Origin of the sequence: Chelativorans multitrophicus, from assembly GCF_011317445.1 — a bacterium.
Lineage (GTDB): Bacteria > Pseudomonadota > Alphaproteobacteria > Rhizobiales > Rhizobiaceae > Chelativorans > Chelativorans multitrophicus.
Map to the genome: position 1 here is coordinate 1,305,738 of NZ_JAAAPL010000001.1, position 17,642 is coordinate 1,323,379.

The 17,642-nt window shown below is 58.4% G+C and carries 17 protein-coding genes; 2 read left to right on the forward strand and 15 right to left on the reverse strand.

The features are described from left to right. The first annotated feature begins 32 nt into the window (after positions 1–32). Together GNP00_RS23815 and GNP00_RS06370 are read left to right on the forward strand one after the other, a co-directional pair. Positions 33–431, forward strand: coding sequence for a type II toxin-antitoxin system PemK/MazF family toxin (locus GNP00_RS23815; protein ID WP_083764405.1), 399 nt, complete (start codon positions 33–35; stop codon positions 429–431). Between the two features lie 611 nt (positions 432–1,042). Continuing rightward, positions 1,043–1,951 carry a hypothetical protein gene (locus GNP00_RS06370; protein WP_011579589.1) on the forward strand — a complete coding sequence of 303 codons (909 nt, stop codon included), beginning with the start codon at positions 1,043–1,045 and terminating at the stop codon, positions 1,949–1,951. Here GNP00_RS06370 and GNP00_RS06375 read toward each other — a convergent pair. The 15 genes from GNP00_RS06375 to GNP00_RS06445 form a co-directional block, all read right to left on the reverse strand. Further along, the gene (locus GNP00_RS06375; RefSeq protein ID WP_166015781.1) at positions 1,948–4,380 is read right to left on the reverse strand and encodes a right-handed parallel beta-helix repeat-containing protein; all 2,433 of its coding nucleotides are present in this window, start codon (positions 4,378–4,380) and stop codon (positions 1,948–1,950) included. The two genes, GNP00_RS06370 and GNP00_RS06375, sit on opposite strands and share 4 nt — an antisense overlap. A gap of 67 nt (positions 4,381–4,447) precedes the next feature. Then, on the reverse strand, positions 4,448–5,254 hold the full coding sequence (locus GNP00_RS06380; protein ID WP_166015783.1) for a phage tail protein: 807 nt from the start codon (positions 5,252–5,254) through the stop codon (positions 4,448–4,450). A 195-nt stretch (positions 5,255–5,449) separates the two neighbouring features. Next, positions 5,450–6,754: a hypothetical protein gene (locus GNP00_RS06385; RefSeq protein ID WP_166015785.1), complete on the reverse strand. Its 1,305-nt coding sequence runs from the start codon at positions 6,752–6,754 to the stop codon at positions 5,450–5,452. A gap of 248 nt (positions 6,755–7,002) precedes the next feature. Then, positions 7,003–8,871: a hypothetical protein gene (locus GNP00_RS06390; protein ID WP_166015787.1), complete on the reverse strand. Its 1,869-nt coding sequence runs from the start codon at positions 8,869–8,871 to the stop codon at positions 7,003–7,005. Beyond that, entirely contained in the window at positions 8,871–9,839 is a 969-nt protein-coding gene (locus GNP00_RS06395) for a tail fiber domain-containing protein (protein ID WP_011579584.1), read from the reverse strand. The genes GNP00_RS06390 and GNP00_RS06395 overlap by 1 nt, the downstream gene beginning before the upstream one ends. After that, a complete protein-coding gene (locus GNP00_RS06400; protein ID WP_011579583.1) occupies positions 9,836–10,141 on the reverse strand; it encodes a GNAT family N-acetyltransferase in 306 nt (101 codons plus the stop codon). Before GNP00_RS06400 ends, GNP00_RS06395 begins: the two co-directional genes overlap by 4 nt. A 74-nt stretch (positions 10,142–10,215) precedes the next feature. Further along, the gene (locus GNP00_RS06405) at positions 10,216–10,923 is read right to left on the reverse strand and encodes an HNH endonuclease (RefSeq protein ID WP_011579582.1); all 708 of its coding nucleotides are present in this window, start codon (positions 10,921–10,923) and stop codon (positions 10,216–10,218) included. An 82-nt stretch (positions 10,924–11,005) separates the two neighbouring features. Beyond that, entirely contained in the window at positions 11,006–12,904 is a 1,899-nt protein-coding gene (locus GNP00_RS06410) for a hypothetical protein (RefSeq protein ID WP_011579581.1), read from the reverse strand. 3 nt (positions 12,905–12,907) lie between these two features. Next, positions 12,908–13,612: a phage adaptor protein gene (locus GNP00_RS06415; protein WP_166015789.1), complete on the reverse strand. Its 705-nt coding sequence runs from the start codon at positions 13,610–13,612 to the stop codon at positions 12,908–12,910. After that, positions 13,613–14,335: a hypothetical protein gene (locus GNP00_RS06420; RefSeq protein WP_166015791.1), complete on the reverse strand. Its 723-nt coding sequence runs from the start codon at positions 14,333–14,335 to the stop codon at positions 13,613–13,615. Positions 14,336–14,412: 77 nt separating this feature from the next. Continuing rightward, positions 14,413–14,736: a hypothetical protein gene (locus tag GNP00_RS06425; RefSeq protein ID WP_011579577.1), complete on the reverse strand. Its 324-nt coding sequence runs from the start codon at positions 14,734–14,736 to the stop codon at positions 14,413–14,415. Between the two features lie 19 nt (positions 14,737–14,755). Further along, complete coding sequence (locus GNP00_RS06430; RefSeq protein WP_011579576.1) at positions 14,756–15,766, reverse strand: phage major capsid protein; 1,011 nt, start codon at positions 15,764–15,766, stop codon at positions 14,756–14,758. An 18-nt stretch (positions 15,767–15,784) separates the two neighbouring features. Then, entirely contained in the window at positions 15,785–17,053 is a 1,269-nt protein-coding gene (locus GNP00_RS06435) for a hypothetical protein (RefSeq protein ID WP_166015793.1), read from the reverse strand. A 32-nt stretch (positions 17,054–17,085) separates the two neighbouring features. Next, positions 17,086–17,436 carry a hypothetical protein gene (locus GNP00_RS06440; protein ID WP_011579574.1) on the reverse strand — a complete coding sequence of 117 codons (351 nt, stop codon included), beginning with the start codon at positions 17,434–17,436 and terminating at the stop codon, positions 17,086–17,088. After that, a complete protein-coding gene (locus tag GNP00_RS06445) occupies positions 17,436–17,639 on the reverse strand; it encodes a hypothetical protein (RefSeq protein ID WP_041544396.1) in 204 nt (67 codons plus the stop codon). Before GNP00_RS06445 ends, GNP00_RS06440 begins: the two co-directional genes overlap by 1 nt. Positions 17,640–17,642: the final 3 nt, after the last annotated feature.

The following is a 17,642-nucleotide window of genomic DNA, read 5'->3' on the forward strand; positions in this document are numbered from 1 at the left end:
TGGATCTGAGACTTCGAATGGTGGGGTGAGCCGTGGGGATCACGTTTGCGCCAAAGCGTGGCGCTATTCTTATGTGCGACTTCGACAGAGCCTGCGTGCCGCCCGAGATGGACAAATTTCGGCAAGTGCTAGTCGTCTCGAAGAACGAATTTAATTATCGGCATGCGAGGTTAGCCGGAACGTGTGTTGTTGTACCGTTCACCACAAAAGCGCCCCGCACAGCCGGTCCCGAAGATATTTTCTTCCCGGTAGGTTCATACTGGAGCCTAACGGAGAACTCCTGGTTGCGTGGTAAGCTGATCTGCACAGTGTCTCATGACCGATTGGACCTCGTGTTGAGGAACGGTCGCCGTCACCCAAGCGAGTTCATGAAATCAGCAGATTTGGAGAGAGTCGAAGTAGCTCTCCGCGACTGCCTGGGACTGGGTTGAAACCAACGGCATTCTGCGCCATATTGAAAGTGTCCCCGAAAGGGGTTTTGGGAGTAGGCACCATTGCTCCGCCGCCAAATCGGAAGCATTTCGCCCTACTCCCCCATGCTACAGGCCCAGGGGAAACCTTAGGGCCTGTTTGCATTCTGCACCACCTCACTTCTTCCTAAGCTGCTTCAGGTGCGCAATGCGCTCATCCAAACAGTGATGGTCGCCAAGCCACCAATCAATAAAGCGGCATATCAGAGCGTCTGAGCCATGAACGCGGCACCATCTGCCGCAAAGGCTTTCGTTCCTATCCCCGCCCGTCCAGTAGTTGATAAGGCGCGACAAAGAGCCAAGGAGAGGCATGGGCGCTCCTAAGTGTTGCAACCGTACGGTTTTCACTAGAGTTTGTCGCTAAAGCGCGATACTAGATCAAAGAAGTATTCAATAAGATTGCAGATGGCATGCGGGAGGCGCTTGCTGTCGCTCGTGGCGAAGGAGAACCTTACCGCGTCCACCGTTGGGGCGTCCCTTGCGAGGGGGGACGCTCCGAGGCCGGTGGGTTATCCATTGCTTTCCGTGCTCGCTTTCTCCATAAGGCGGCGCTTTGCGAAAGTGGGTGCGAAGTGAAAGTCTTCGGTATTTTAGGAAAGTCTTACAGCGGTTCCACGGTCCTCAACCACGTTCTTAATTCCGCCCCCGGGGTCGTCGGGGCCAGCGAGCTATGGCGTTTGCGGAAATCCGCCAAGTACGGATGCGCTATTTGCGGCGGGCAGTGCAGAGTTTGGACGAAACCCGCACGGGAGGCCATCTCTGCAGCCTCTGACGGAGAGTTCTATTGGCGGGTCGGTGATGCGGCGGGGACGCCGCTCCTCGTAGATGCCAGCAAGTCGATCATGCATTTTTCAAGGGATGTGGTTTCCGCCGCGCGTCTGGCAGGCGTAGACTTTCAGTTCGTTCTCGTTGCCAAAAACCCCTTGGCTCACGTCGCTTCGCATCTCTACAACAAGAGCGCCGTGGTAGATCGAAGGCTTGGCACTTATGCGGACGTTCGTGCTTTTTTGGATACTCAAGAGGGCTCGATTCTCGCAAAGGCCTTCCTGGCGCAGTTGCGCTCTTACTACCGCGATGCCCTCGAACGTCCGAGGCCATGGCTCCGTGATGTGCCGCTTATCCGCATAGAAGACGTGGTGACAAACCCCGTGACGATCACAGAGCCTGCATCGCTCTTTTTCGGGATACCTCGGAACAACTTCGCCGTGGACGCTTGGGGCGACGCGGAGATTCACCCCATAGGAGGCAACAGCGGCCCTCTCGTCCAGACAAAGGCAGGCGGCGCATTCAAGTCAGCTACCGACGCCGACCGGCTGGATGCTTATCGCGCCCACAGCGGCCTCTTTATCGATGAGAAATGGAGACAGTTTATGCCCGAACGGCTCGTCAGGGATATAATCGATGACCCCCTGTATGACGAGCTGGTCGCCCTCCTCGGATACAGGCGGGACTATCCGTTAAGTTCACCGAGCCCTGTTTAATAGCCCGTTACGAGACAGACAAATCCTATGTCCTGGTTGGCCCCCGCGTTGTCTTTAACATAGATGTCGAAGGTAGAACTGTCGATTGCGTTGAAAGTGGCTTGGTAGGGGCCGCTCCCTTTCGGGACAGCGACCACAACATAAGTGTTAACCACACTCATGGCGCGCTCTAAAACAACACGGACAACGCCTTGCGCCTGGCGCGCAACAGAGGCCACGCCTTTGAAGGAGCTCAACGAGGCAACTCCTCCGCTAACATTGACGTTCGCCCACGCACGCGGCGCCAGGACATAAGTCCCACCATCCAGCGCTCCGGCGTTAGAAGGCAAGCCGACATTCCCGTCGAATATGGTTCCTGTTTCGAGATGGCAGCCGTAACCGGACGCTGCATTGGCGAAGTTGTAAGGTGTTAGCACCGCAGCCAATGATTGCGTTATTGTACCCGTGCCGATGTTAGCCCGAACGGTACTGGACTCAACGCTGATGGCGACACACATCCCCAAGGTGCTCTGGCGCACATCTTCAATCGTATAGTTGTCTACGGTGAAATCATCCACGGTTTCACGCAGGACGATTGCGGCTCGCAGGCTGTTTCGCAGCGTCGGCCCGATACACTTCCCGTCACGCTGATTGCCGATATAGATTGCTCCTTCTGCGCCATCGCGCCCGTAGCCGATAGTAGTGCTGCTGCCCAGGCAGTTTCCACGCCCGATATTGTTCGCGGTCCCGTCGTGCGCCGTCAGGAAGATGCCGGTGCGAGGGGTTAGCGGGAAGGCGGATGTTATCTCAAACGTGTTCCCGTCTTCCTTGATATCGACAGGCGGCGCATATCCGTCGGCGAGGTCGAATCCACCTTTGTCGATGCCCAAGCCAATGTAGCTATCGCGGCAACGGTTTTGGTAGAAACCGATGTTCACCGAACCATGGACCCCTATCGATTTCCACGACCAGCAGTTCTTGATCGTGTTGCCGATGACGATACCGTCGCGCGAGGGCGGGTAATCGGTGAGCGTTCCATCGCCTGCCGTTGAATGATAGATCCGCGTCAGTTCGATACCGTAGACGTTGTTGTTCGGGTAGGTTCCTTCGCCCAGGAAGCCAGGTGCTATCTCGTCTATGTCGTTGCCAAAGATGCGCGGATTGACGACGCCATAAGTTCGAATGCCGTCGCGACCGCAGCGGCGAATATGATTGTTGATCGCCTCGAAGTTGACGATGTGATCAGCCAAAATGCCCGATTGGCCGAAGCCCTCGATATCGCAATTGCGAATGAAGATGTTGCGGCAGGGGGCGGCAAGCGGAGCATTCGGGTTGCCGGGATAGTTCGGGTTTTCGTAGAAATACTGGTCATAGCGCCCCGAAATGGCGATACCGATGGAGCGATAGCGCGTCTCGATTGTCGTCGCATAGGCCGTTGCGCCAGTTCCGCCGCCTCCGGTCAGAACGATTGTCGATCGGCTCGTGTAGCCGGAACCTGGGTTCGTTACGGTAATGGACGTGACAGCATTCCCGGTGAGGTTCGCCGTCGCCGTTGCCCCGACACCTCCTCCTCCAGTGATGACCACCGTTGGCGCAGAAGTGTATCCCGAGCCACCATTGCTGACGACAATGCGCCCGAGCCCTACGCCTTCAGTGATATCGCCGTAGGGACCGCGAAGCCTAACCCCATCGATCGTTACATCATGACTTTCACGATTGATGTGCAACCCGGAGAACTCGCCGTTGCCAGGATCGGAGTTGGACAGAGGATTGGTGTTCGGCAACGTCTTCTGGACAATGGTCCCGCCAGCAATCCCGTAGACGGTGACGTTGGAGGGAACAACCGGAGACCCGGCTATGCACGCAAAGGTGCCCGCCGTGATCCAAGCCGGTACACCGCTGGCCGCTGCATACGCGAACATGTCATTGAGTGGGACAAGATCGTCCGCCACCCCATCGCCAATCGCGCCGAACATATAGGGGTCAACACCGATGTTGCTGATGCCAGAACCCGCCGTGACCCAATTGACATCGTTGTTAGCATTGCTGGCTTTGGCGAGAACTTGGCCTGTAGCACCCCCATCGGGGATGCCTTTTGTAGCCGGAGCAAATGCGCTTACGTCCTCTGCTGCGGCTGTACCAAGCGTGGGAAGGTTGCTCAGGTCATTATAATTGCCTGAGGTCGCGACAGCAGCCAAATCCCCCAGCTGAACGGCAGTATCGGCTAGAGCGCCCTGTGCAGCGGTAGCAAAATCAGAGGTATCAGCCTGAGCTGCCGTGCCGAGATTTAGTGCGGCAATCTTCGCGTCCGCAATTTCGGTTGCCTTCGGCGTCACCGCATCGTTGATCGTGGCCTTTTGCATTGCAATGCCATTGTCGATCAGGATGAGTTCGCTACCCGAGGGCTGTACGGGACTGCCGGGGACGTCTCTGATTGGGATGATTGCCAAGATGAAATCTCCAAACGAAAAAACCGCCTCAGAAGGCGGTTTGTGTGCACGTGGCGGAGGGGTCTGCTTAATAGGCGGCTTTGATAATCTTGTTCACGATGATCGTGGGCTGCACGTTATTGTGCGGGTCATTGCCGCCCTGGGAAGGGATGGAATGACTGTGACTTCCAGACGGGTCCGACTGATACGTGCTGTCGATTGTGCCTGAGGGGGTGCCTGTGACAGGATTGCCGCCCGAGCCTGCGGATAGGTTTTTCACATCCATTGTATGGGTGTGGTTGCCGCCGCTTCCCGTTGAACCGCTGTGGTTATGGCTAGGCATCTGACCAACTGAGAGGGTGTGGGTTTCCGCGCCCCCGGTGTCGCCCAGAACATCACCATTCACGCCGCCGCTCTGATTGGTAAGGCGGTTTGCTGATGTCCCACCCATATTGTCCTTACCGGCACCAACACGCCCCCGGTAATCTGGGACGCGTGGGTCGCTGCCACTCGTCCCAAAAGGAGATCCAGCGGCCAAGAGGGCTGCCCTCAGGAGCGGGTACGGTGTGCTGCTTGTGAGCGCCTGACCATAGCAGAAGGTCCACCCTTCCGGCGCGGTCGAAAGCGCATAGTCAACTATCGTCCCTATGGGTACAAGCTGACCAACAGTTGCCGCGTCCGTCACATTTGTTCCTGCCGCCATGTTGACGGCCCGATAACCGCCCATGGGCAGATTACCAACCATCCCCGCACGTCCGTCTCTCACCAACACGAACGAGAGTGCTTGCGCGATGTCCTCAAGCGGCGAATTGTGCTGCTCGGAGCGGATCGTCGTCCCTGGCTCAGCCTTGTAGACTGGCGGGAGGTTATAGATTCCCGATGGATCGTAGCTCATCGCTTACGTCACCTGCTTGCTTTTCAGAAATGGTTGTGGGATTCTGCGCGCCCTAAGGAGCCTTGATGATCTGGCGCATCTACCAAATCGCAGTCGTTTGCTTTTTCCTGTTCGCAAACATCTATTTCGAATGGGGTGTAGACGGTCTAGCTGCCGGTGTTATGGGCGGCATGGTCGCTTGGATCACGACGCACATTATTGCGCGTATTCTCTGGCGGATGGGACTCGGGCCGCGCTTTGGGATTGAAGGAGAGCCCGTATTACAGCTTCTCTACCGGCCACCTGACGCGCCCCCTGCGCGGCGGAGAAGGCCTGCTGGCCCTGCGGACCGGCTTTGATCAGAGATTCAGCGATAGCCGCCTGATTTTGGGCCGCACGGGACGCGCCTATCTTTGCAGCCGTACCAATTGCCGGGAGTGCCACTCCGCCAACGGCGGCTCCTACGGGCCCACCAAGAGCACTTCCGATTGCTGCACCGCTGCCGCCACCCATGACGCTACCCAGAAATGCGCGGCCCTGATCGACCGGCACCCCAAAGGTTCCGAGCCAGCGCATAGCCAAAGATGAAAAGTCACCCTTCGCCGCAAGGCGTATGGCGTCCTGCTCGGCCTTGGTAAAGCCGCGCATCAGTTTCTCATTCTTGAGGATCTTCGTGAACTCACCACGCAGACCGTTTTCAACACCGGACTTAGCATCCATGCCGTTACGGATTGCCCGCTCGATGATTTCCGCCTTCTTGCCCGTACGGTATATCTGCCGCGCCTCTTTCAGCACATCAAGTACCGGGGCTCCGCCTTGCGGAGACGCCGCGACATTGGCGGCAGACAGGTTATCAACCGCGTCATCCAGCTTTTCGATGAGACGATTTGCTATGGCCTGATTGGGAGTATCGAGAGTGCCGCCGCCAGCGCTGCGGAGCGCCCGCCTCAATCGTTCAAGGCTATGCAGTGAAGCGCCCTCCTGTTGGACAAGCTTCATCTCATTTGCGAGCGTTCTGCCGAAATTCTGCTGGACTTCATACGATGTGCCCGCCTGCCTGACGTCATCCCATAGATCTTTGACGATGTTCTGGTACGTCTGCTCCGTGGTGCGTGCCTGACGAAGCATGTTCGTCATGTCGTCGCCATATCCTGCGGACCGTTTAATCTCGGCAGCAGAAGGGGGAGCGGGTGCTTTTGCTCCTCCGATGCGAGAACCGGCGAATCCACCCAGCAGCGCACCAACCACTCGCGCATATGGCTCAAGAGCGGTATCTTCACTCGCTTGCCCCGCCGTCTCGCTTGCAACAGCGGGTGCAAGGGCATATCTGCCCAAGTTCAAAAGCGATCCGCCACCAAAGGCAGCGCCACCGGGAAGAAACTCGCCAATGGTGCGCGAATACTCCCCCGCCGTTGTCTGGGGTTGATAATCTGTCGCGCCTCCAGTCAGGGCAGAAAGCCCACTGCGAAACACGCTGCCGCTCAGCGGATTGCCGGTAGCCTCGATGCCATATCCTGCCATGGCCTCACTGCGAGTAGGCAGGCCTAATTGCCGTTGGACCCATTCACCACCCGCATCAATGGCATTGGCGATAGTGCCAGGAAGCCCAGCAAGATCGGCAGCGCCGCGTGCAATGCCGGTCAGGCCAGAAGCAGCGACATCAGAAACAACATTGGGTTCCCCTTGTGAGGCGGGCCGCTGCTGTCCACCAGCCTCGGCTCTACGCCGTCTGGCGCGAGCAATGGCTAGCGCTCTCTGCTGCTCTGGCGTCATTGGAACAGCGCCCTTTCTTCCGGCGTCATGTATTGCCAATCGGCAGGATCAACCCCGGCAGGAACTCCCGTTGCGCCTGAACCTGGCGCGGGTTGCACAGACGATTGCTCCAGTGCCTTTTCCTGGTTGAGAATAGCCTGCGGAGCCATGCCAGCCTTAAGTGCTTCCAGAGCGCGCCTGCGCGCCATGCGTTTTTGCTCTAGAACAGCAGGGCCGTCCCCCGGCTGCGGAAGATATGTACGCCCGTACTGATCCAGTTCTTCCTTTGCTATTGCCGCGCCAGTATCCTTGCGCAAAATGGCCTGCAAGAACTCAAGTCCGGCCTGTTGAGCTTTTTGGAACTCCTCGGATTGCATGCCGCGAACGACGCCAGTCGGGTCATACTCCGCTACACGCTCGGACGCGCTTGTCAGTGCTGTATCAAACTGGTCCAGCGTCCCAAGCGCGCCCTCTGCCCTTGTGGCATAGACCGCATCCTTCGACTGAGCTTCAGTTAACGGTCGCGCTGCATTTCCCTGAGAGAACTGAACCGTGCCGTCAGGGCCAATGCTTAGCGAAGTACCGCCGCGACCACCCGAAATCATGAACTCATTATACTCAGGCGTACCCGGCACGAGACCGGCCTGCTGAGCGCGCCACTGGAGGGTCTGTGCAGATTCCGGCAGTTGCGGCTCACCTTGCGGAGCTATCACCCATTGCCCGGTATTCGGGTCATAAAGCCTGCCGTCACCCGCGTTGATGAGCGGTTGTGCCTCGCGTGGCTGCATCTGCTGCTCGAGCAACAACGCCGCAATTCGGCGCGTGCCCTCGTTGGCGTATGGGCTGGAAAGGGCCTCGATAATGGCAGGATTGATACCACCGGCCTGCGCAGTCTGTGCACTACCGGTGTTGACAGGTTTCCACCCATAATCACCCTGCGCCCCGGCCATTCCTCTTGTTTCCACGTACTGATACGTTTGCCCATCAGGACCGCGCGTAATAGAACCTGGGGTCGCAGTTCTCGGGAGAGACGCGCCAGGTTGCATCGCAAGCGCTGCCGCCACAGGGCTTGTGGAGCCACGCGGCATCGTCATGGAGCCGCCAACAGGCAGGCTCTCAAGCTGTGCTTGAATACCACCCTGCGCTGGTGTTCTTCCAAGGGCGGTCGTGAACTTCTGCGCGTATTCGGGGACGCTCGTCCCAAGGGAGTCCTGCCGCTCTGTGCCAACCCCACCGGGACCAGCGAACCATGCCTGGGCGGCAATGGCTGGATCTCCGAAACGCTGAACATAGCTCCCGAACTCACCGTCGAAGACGGCATCCTGCGCCTCTGGACTGGCAAGGAATTCCTCAGGCGTGAGCCTGTGGCCAAGGTGCTTTTCCGTCCAGAGTCCGACATTCGCCTCCATGACCTGATAGCGGCCCAAGGCGCGGCCAAGCGTCGGGTGAGCGGGGCCTACAGCCTGATAATCGCCGCTTCCAGCGCTCTCAATAGAGGCAATGGCGTTCCGGTAGGCTCCCATGTCGCCATGGGCTTGTGAGACACGCTGAGAGGCATAGTCCAACGGCTGTGCGGCGGGGCTTGTAGGCGCGGGCGTGGTGGTTCCACCAACGCTACCCAACAGGCTGCTTACGATGTCCTCATTGAATGCCTGGTTTTCCCGCTCGGCTCTGTCTGCCCTACCCTCACGGATGCGACCGGTGAGCGTGTTCGCCATACGCGCCGCGCCCTGAAGCCAGTGATCCACTGGAGAGGTATCGACCACGCCCAGAGCTTCGGCAATCTCGCGCTCGCGGGCAATCTGTTCCGGGGTGAGCTTTGCCCCTCCCCGCCCCCAGATGAAAGGCTGTAGAGGCTGGAGGGCCTGAGCGATCGGGTTCACCATTAGTGGACCCTCCCGTAATCAACGCGGAAGAACCCACTCTCGTCCGACACACGAGCCTCGGGCACTTCCTGCGCCATGACGCCGATATGCCAGACCTTGAACGGATCATCACGATAGCGGAAGATATAGATTGGTACGCCACCATCAGTCGTTCCCACGCGCCGGATATCGGACTTCAGTCGCTCGTCAGACGAGGGCAGGAGCCCGATCAGCGCGGAACCCAGGCCGAACAGTCCGCCCATGCCTGCCCGATAATTGGCCACGTCAGCCTGATACTTCTGATTGACCAAACCTGTGTAATCCACACCGGCAACACCAGACTGCGGAGTCTGGGCGAAGGTCGCATTCGGGTTCTGCACCTGCGTTCCACTCATGAGGCCGATGATCTCATTGAGCGGCTGGTTGCGCTGAGCCAGCGCCTCATTGAACGCCATCTGCCGCCCGGTAAGCGCGAGCTGGTTCATCTGGTCCGTGTTGGCGTTGGTCAGCCGCGTCATCTCGGCATCCCAAGCGGTCGTGCCTGGGCGAAGGCCGGAGTTGATTAGCTGCGTGCGAAGGGCCTGCTGATTTTGCTCCTGCTGCTGAAGGATACGCGGAGATGCTAGATCCCACACCCATTCCTCCGCATCACGGTTGTTGAACTCGAACGGCTCCTGAAGATACTCGCCAAGCCATTCCGACTGATCCTGAGCGATTTGGGCGAGGTTCCCTTCCGCAGCCTGTGTGCGCTCAAAGATCGCCTGCTGCTCAGGAGACAGATTGACGTTCGCCGTATAGGTCGGCATCTCAATGCGCTTGCCGGTCGGATCGGTGATCCACGTCGAGCCAGTCTGTTGGTAGTCGAGCGAACCCCATGGGGTGTTTTGCCCGATCATGTTCATGGACTGCTGCTGCTGGGCCGTGAAGCTGTTCCACGCGCCTTGCGCTGCCGCTGTCTGCCACGGATCTGGTGCTTTGGGAGCCTTCATGACAGGAACCTGTATTCGTTGCGAAGAATGCCGATGATCGTCCCGTCACGTCCGGGCCCGTAAAAATCACGCATCACACCCTCCACCGTTCCGCCGAGGCGTGTCGCGATCGCGATCACCTCGGATTTTTCTGTCGTGGCTGTCATGCGAATACAGCCGAGATGGTCGAACACGTACTTTCCGACCTCGCGAAGAAAGCCGCGCGTCCATCCATGACCGGCAATCGTCACCTCGACGTTTGGCCCAGTGAAGCAATTGAAAATCACGCCCGCGATGACTTCGCCGCCACGCTCGATGCCCATCGCGGTCCACGGTGGACAAATGAAAACCCCGCACCGATCTCCGACGAAGCGTGCGACCCTTTCGTCCGTGACGATCACTTAAGCCACGCCCACAGCTTACGGTTCTGAATTTCGCAGACGGTTGTTTCGGCTATGCCGTATTCGTGGGCGATGTCGATTTGCCGCTTTACACCCCGCAGGGCACGTATCGTTTGAACCTGCTGCTCAGTTAGCTTTGCATTGCCGCAATTTTCACCGCGAGGAGACGTGCCGTGAATTAGGCGATCCCCTTGATTTTCTTTGCGCGTTGCCCATCGGAGGTGGCTTTTTGTGCAGCAGCCTAAATGGCCGTTGCCGCAGGAATGAGCGGCTTCATGCTTCGGTGTTGGTGGAGCGCCGTGCTCGTGCTCACATACGAGGCGTGACACCAAGCGGGTGGCGTCTCCCTCACCGACGACCCCGTAGCCGCCTTCGTTTCGATAATATGGCCATATCAGGCACTCGTCGCCATCATAGTTCAAGACTACCCCAACTAGATACGCCTGAGCTTCCCCTGGGGCTGTGCCATCAACGGCGCCTGCATCGCCATATTTCATGAGCCGCAGATAATGCTTGTTGCAATAGCCGCGCCCCACTGCTGGGCGTCCACATTCATCTACGGAGCAACGCCGCCGCTCACGTGTCTTCACAATATCCGGGCTGCCGTTGAGGCGCCAACGGCGGTAGTGCATAGAGCAGTACCCGCGCGCCTGCTGGGGCTTGTTGCAATCAGGGATCACACATATACGATTGGTCTTAGCCACTCGAACCTCCTACGTTCGGGCTTGGTCAGGGCTGGTTGGTGCGGGAACACCACCAGCCCATTTTTGTATTAGATTCAATGCCCTAGGTAAATACATCACCTGTCTCGTATAGCAAATCGAGCGAGACGATCTGCGCATCCAATGGCACCGCAGCGCCTGAGGAAATCTGCAAGACTGGCGAAATCCTATACCCATCGCCGGATACCGAATGACGCCGCTTGCTGACGATCTGGTCTCGGGGAGAGCTCCACAAGCTCTCGTCCCAAATGGCATTGTCCCATTCGTTCCCGACCGGGACAGGCGCGACATTCGGCGCTGGCGGCAGATTCGTATCAAAATCGAAACGACACGAAAGCTTTTCCTCCAGCACCGTTGCCGAGATGATTTCAGCCCTCGCCATCTTCGCGTATTTGTGCGCAGAAGGCTTACCGTTGTCCGAGAACAAGGGCATGTAGGTTCCGGCAAAGGGTTCGCTTGCGTCGGTGCCCCCCACCATCGCTTGCATGACAAATTCGCCCATGCCGAAGTACAGCCGACCCTCGAATACCTCCATGCAGCTCGCCGCCCAATTCGTGAACGGTGCCCAAGCACCTGTACGGGCATTCGAGACCCAGAACAGCATGTCATCGTCGCCAACCGGAGGAGCGATTGCCACCATTTGACCAGCGGGCCAAAGGCAGCACACCCAATCGCCGCTACGGGTGTTGACGGTCTCGTTCCAGACGTCTTCGATTGCGAAAGATACGGCCTTTGGCGAAAGCGCTGCCACATCGACCTGAATGGCCGTAGAAAGGGCCACGAACCCGATTGTCGTGGCAAATACCAGATCGCCCCCCGCACGGATGAAGGCCCGACGGCCTAGAGGCTTGCCGATCCGATAAATGCCAACCTTGCTCCAGTCCCCCGACACGTCAGGGTGTGAACCCTGGTAGACAACAACTTCGCCTTCAGTCGAAACGAATGTGCATTGATCCGATAAGCCGCCCTGCCCGGAACTCGACATGGACCATGATTGCCCGACCAACAGAGCACCGCCTTGACCGAACTCAGCGCCCAGATCGAAGCGCTTTGCCAAACCGCCGATCTGGTCGACCGGCAAATACCATGCCGTAAGGCTCTCTTTCTGCACGAACCACAACGTATTCTTGTAGACCCAGACAAAGGCCATATCGGCGGAAGTGAGACCGTCTGGGAATTCCACGCCGGGGACAAGGTTCTGCGCATCGCTCGATGCTGTTGCCCCACCGCCAAGGCTACCAGTGAGGGATTCGTCGTTCTGAAAGCCTTCAGCGTCACCGCTAAGGATCAGACCGCCCTCACCCGGATTTGCGCCGTCGATAACCTCAATCACCGTGCCGGTCGCCCCAGACGTACCCCCGGTAACAACCTCACCCACCTGAAACGGAGTCGTCTCGGCGTCAAAGGATACCGTCCACACGCCACCGGCAACATTCGGATAGAATGCCTGTCCGTCATAGATGAAGCCGGTAGATTGCCCGTTCACTCCAACGAGAAAGACACCACCAGTGGTCGCAAACTGGACCGTGAACCAGTCCCCGCCCGTCGCGCCGTCCCACACAACATGATCATCAGCGAGGCTGATTTCTCCGATTTCATCACCACCCTCACCGATGTTGTAGTCATCAAGGCCGATCAGGATATTTTCGGGATAATCCGGAATGGTAACGTCATAGATCGTGGTGACGGTTGACGCGAACAGATGCCTGTTGTTCCCCACCACGTATTTGAACAGTGAACGCACTTCTGTCGGCAATTCGGCGTGCTTTTGCCGTCCGCGCCGAAGGATTGCGCCCGTTGCCGTGGGAAAGAAGTTCTCCAGCACAACCGCGCCCTGGGGGCCTGTATTAGGCTGAGCTAAGGCACGGTTAGCTATCCAGCCTGCCACAGGAGCTGTGAAATAGGCGATTTCCGCCTTACGCTGCTTCGGAGGTGCTACGGCTCGGACAGCACGACGAAGCATGGGCTATACTCCACCAAGCGGCCACGGCCATGCCGGATAGGCACCGATGGTGCGAAAGCGACACCCCTTGCGAATTGTGCGAGCGCCCTTGTTCCGCGTCATCTCCTGCGAGAGCGCTATGTTGTAGTCGTCAACCTCTTGCTGGTAATCGAGGCCCTTCATGGCCTTGTATTTCCAGATAAGAGAGAGGGTCAGAAGGCGCTCATCCAGAACAAAGGAATCGCTATCGCTAGTGATCGTGTCCTTGGGTGCCTCGTTCTGGGACAGGAAGATGTTTTTGGAAATGTAGGGAAAGATAGCTTTCTGCCCTGCCGCTGGCGTGGGCATGAAGTGGAATTGGTTCTTGCGAATGGTCCAGATGCCAGGCGTCAGCATGGCTATCTTGCGGATTTCGTACAGTATCCATTCGCTGTAATTGGGGACGTGATGATACCCCCAGCACCAGTTATTCGGATCGAAGATTTCCGACGCCTGCACCATGCGGTCATAATCGGACGGGAAGGGATACGCGCTCGCCTCCCCGTCTGCCGTGATTTCATAAAATTCGGTCAGCTCTTGCCAATCGCATGCCTTGGCAATCTCGACGGCGGCCTCCTGAGCAAGAGCAGTAATCTCGACACAGATTTCATCCGTGGATGAGACAACCGCCGCAGGGCGTCGGCCCACCAGCTTCGCAATTGCTGCTTGTGCCGCCGTCAGGATCGTCATTTACGCCGCGCCTTCCAGTTCACGAAGGGACTGCACGAGTGTCGTGCGGGAGGGATTGCCACGGGGCCGCGAGCCGGTAATCTCGGCAATCTTGGTTTTCAGATCATCTTCGGTGAGACCCTTATATTCATCGTCAGCGGCCTCAATAGCCGCCTCGATCTCGTCTGGCTTCGGATCACTCGCCGGAATCGCCTGCGCAGTTTTCAGACGGTCGATCTCTGCCCGCAAGGCCGCAATCTCGGCGCTCGCGGTGTCGCCCTTGGCGCGATCCGACATATACTTGCGCGCCATGTCCTTAAGGGGATTGGCGTTCATCTGGAGGCTCTTCAGGTTTTGGCCTTCCAGATGGTGCAGGGCTTCGATGGAGTATATTTTGAGTGCACGGCAGAGGGAAAGCTGAGCATCTGTGACGCCGTAGGGCTTCAGCATCTCAAGCGGCGTGCCCTGCGCCTTCTGATCATTACCGGCGAGGAAATCGCGGTACTGGTCAGCCCAGCGCTCGGCATAGGTGATGATGGTGTGCCCTTCCCGCTTCCACATAGCATCGACGGGGAAGACCGGGGAATAGAGCCTGGAACCGGCAAAGCGCACCTCAACGGCTTCGATGGTCTTCATGACTGGGCGCTTTTCGCGCTCCGAAGCGGGCACGTCCTCGACGGTGATGTACTTGAAAACGGGCGTGATGGTGATGTCACGCGTATCGATTGGCACTGAAAGAGCCATGGTGAATTCCTTTGTCTGAGGTTTGAAAGGAAAAGGGCGGCCCGTAAGCCGCCCCTCTTGGTTCCGATGTTGCCTATTTACGCCGGAGCGGCGTTATAGGCACCGCGGCGAACCCACAGGGCATCACCGCTCTTCACGGCAACGCCCGGAGGCGTATAGAAACCGCCAGAACCGGTTGCGACCGTATAGGCCGGATAGGTGAGCGTCACCTGCGTTCCCGTCGTCGCCGTGGCCGCAATGTCTGCGGTGGCTGTGACAAAGAAGTACTCGCCCCCGTCGCTGCCCAGCTCCTTGTTGCCGGGCTTGGGGGACGGCATGGTGATGCCGGCCAGCAGGTCCCAATAGTTGGCGCCAACTTCATCGAGTTGCTGACCAAGCTGGGGAGTAGTGCGGAAAGCCATGATCTTTTCCTTTCTTCGGTTACGCCGTGATCAGGCGAACAGTGAAGAGCGGGTTTTCGAGCACGAGCTGACCGGACCACACAATGCCCTGCGCAACCGCATCCTGGTTGATGGGACGCATCCCATCGCCCGGATGGAAGGGCACGAAGGACTGGCCGGGGAACTCGTAGATCGAAAGCGCGGACGTATCGATGCCGAACGCAGTATTCGCCGGCATGACGTTCCCGACGCCGCCCGCTGCGACCAGATCGACCAGACCAGCCGGGGTGTGGTAGGCAAGGCCGTTGTAGCCGAGACGAGCCGAACGCTCCGTTGCGAGGCGCTGATGCGCAACGAACGAAGCCGAGACAGCTTGGTACGACAAGGCGTCGAAGATCCACAGATCCGGGTACTGACCGTTGCGCGAACGATTGAGGGCAATGCGCTCAATGATCGGGCGTGCGGTCGTGGAATCCCAGGCCGTGCCGATATCGGTGAAGTCAGTGGTAGCGTTGAACGTGCTAGTGCGCCAGTTGGCAACTTCCGCACGGTCGATACCGCCATAGACGCCGGTATTCGGTACAATCGGAATGGCACCGCCAAAGCCGATCATCTGCCGTCCACCGTTGCCTGTACCGTCAGCGACAATCGAGGTTTCCCATTCCTCCTTGACGCTCTTTTCCGCAGCGCGGACATAGAACGACATGAGGTCGATCACCTCTTCCTCGCCGCGCGTGAACAGCAGTTCCGTACCCGTAAGGGAGAACATGCCGACGACGCGAGACCAGTTGAAGACTGCCGAGTTCAGCAGCTCCTTGGGAGTGATCTCGATCTTGTCGTACCCGGTGAACCACTGAGCCTGTAGCTTCTCGAATTCCACGGGAACGCGAAGCTCTGGGCCACCAGCACGCTTAACCTGAATGCGGCCCTGATCCCGAAGGATGCGGGTAAGTGGGGTCGCATTGTACACGATGTCCTGAATTTCGCGCTGCCTCTTGGCAACGGCGGCAGTCAGGAGCTGCCTATAATGGCGATCTTCTACGATAGCCATGGGCTCGTTCCTTTCGGATTATGCGGAGAGCTTGCGCAGTTCCTTGCGAAGCGTCTCGCGAAGGTCGGTTTCAGCCTCCTCGACCACGGTGTCTGCACCATCGTCGGGAGCGCCACGGATGGATTTCATGCCAGCATCGTTGGAAGGCACGGGTTTCGGCTCGGAGTGTGCGGGAACGGGCTCTGGCACGGAACGTGAAGGTGAGAGATTCCCACCAGCTATCCGGTACGCCTCTGCGAGCTTCCGTTCCGGCGACAAGCCGGTGCCGTAAAGTTCTTCGATCACGCCGGACTTAAGGACCGCAACAATCTGCGGCTCCAGCGTGCGATAGTCTGGATGCTCGGACGCAAAGCGCTCGATAATGGGCGAGACCGTCTGCGTCACAAGCTGCGATTTGAGTTCCTGCACTTCGCGCTGAAGCTCCTGCATTTGCGGCGGAAGCGTTTGCTGCTGTGGTGCTTGCGGGCGAGGAGACTGCGGCGCAGCCGCGACCTGCGGGTTCTTCGTCACATACTCGGCAAACTGTTGCGGCGTGACCCCAAGGGCCTGCATGATGGCAGAAAGACCCTGTGCCGGGTTGTGGCCGTACATCTGCATGAGTTGCGCCACGCCTTGGCCGAAGTTCTGGTTTAGATGCCGATCAGCGGCGACATAGCGAGCCATCGTGTCCTTGACGGTCACATTGTGCTGCTTAGCTAAATCCTCGTATTCGCGCAGCTCTTCGCGAAACTGCTTATGCTCCTGAAGCTCGCGTTCAAACTCCTCAGAAACGCGGTGAAACTCCGCCTTTACCTCGTTGGGAACGTTTGCCCATTTGGTGCGAGCCTCCGGCAGGAACCGAGCGGGCGGCTCGGCGTACTTCCGCCCCTCAGACTGGCGGGTTTCCTCCGGCGCGCTCCGCTCGGCTGCGGCCTGCTCAGGCGCGCCCTTTTCTGCCTTGGCCTCTACCTGCTCGGCAGGCTTCTCGGCTTTGGCAAACTTGCCCGTCTCATCCCGTTGCTTGGCCGTCTTGTCTTCGGCCTTTGCCTTGTCGTCCTCGACCTTTGCCGCTTCCTTCGGTGCGTCCTTAGGCTCTTTCTCGGGCTTGGCCTCAGGCTTCTCAGCCTTCACATCCTCTTCCTTCAGGCGTGCAAGCTCGCCTTCTAGAACGGATTCGACCGATGGTGCCTGATCGCTCAAGGGGGGCTGACCGCCCCCGCTTGGGTTCTTGACCGTATCAGGATTAAGGACCGTGGAAGGCGGCTCAAGCGCCACCGTCCCCGGCTGCTCGACCGTGGTGGTTTCCATCATGATATCCTTGTCTGAGGAAAGGAGGCTGGTCAGTCTTCCAGTGCTACGACCTCTGGACGCCAGCCAGCATCGAGGTCAGCCTTTGCCGCGCGAATATCATCGCGAAGCTTTTTTTCATCGGTCTTGTGCTCGACAAACGGCATTTGCTCATTGCCAAGTTCAATGAAGTCCTGACCGTATGGGTTGCCGCTCGCTCTATGCGAAGCAGCAAGAGCGGACTTGGACGAATACCATTTGCCATCCGCCATGCTCTGTACGGGCTCATCAAAATCCTTGATGAGCATAGGGCATGGGAGGACAGAACGCGCCTTCGGTGACCCTTCTGGAATGCGCCGGTAGACCTTGCGGCCATCCCCGGCATCAAACCATGCAAACGCCATCAGAGGGCCGCGATAATCTCGTTGATCTTGGCCTTGCACTCATTGACGAGCGCCTGCGTGGTCGCCGCATCGGTCGCATCCGCCGTAGCGATTGGGGCCGGTGGCGTAATGGGATCACCACCTGCCGCATCGATCTGTGTTGCTACTTCCTTGGCGAGCGGGGGCACCATGCCCAGCTCTACAAGCCTGCGCACGTCTGACATTGG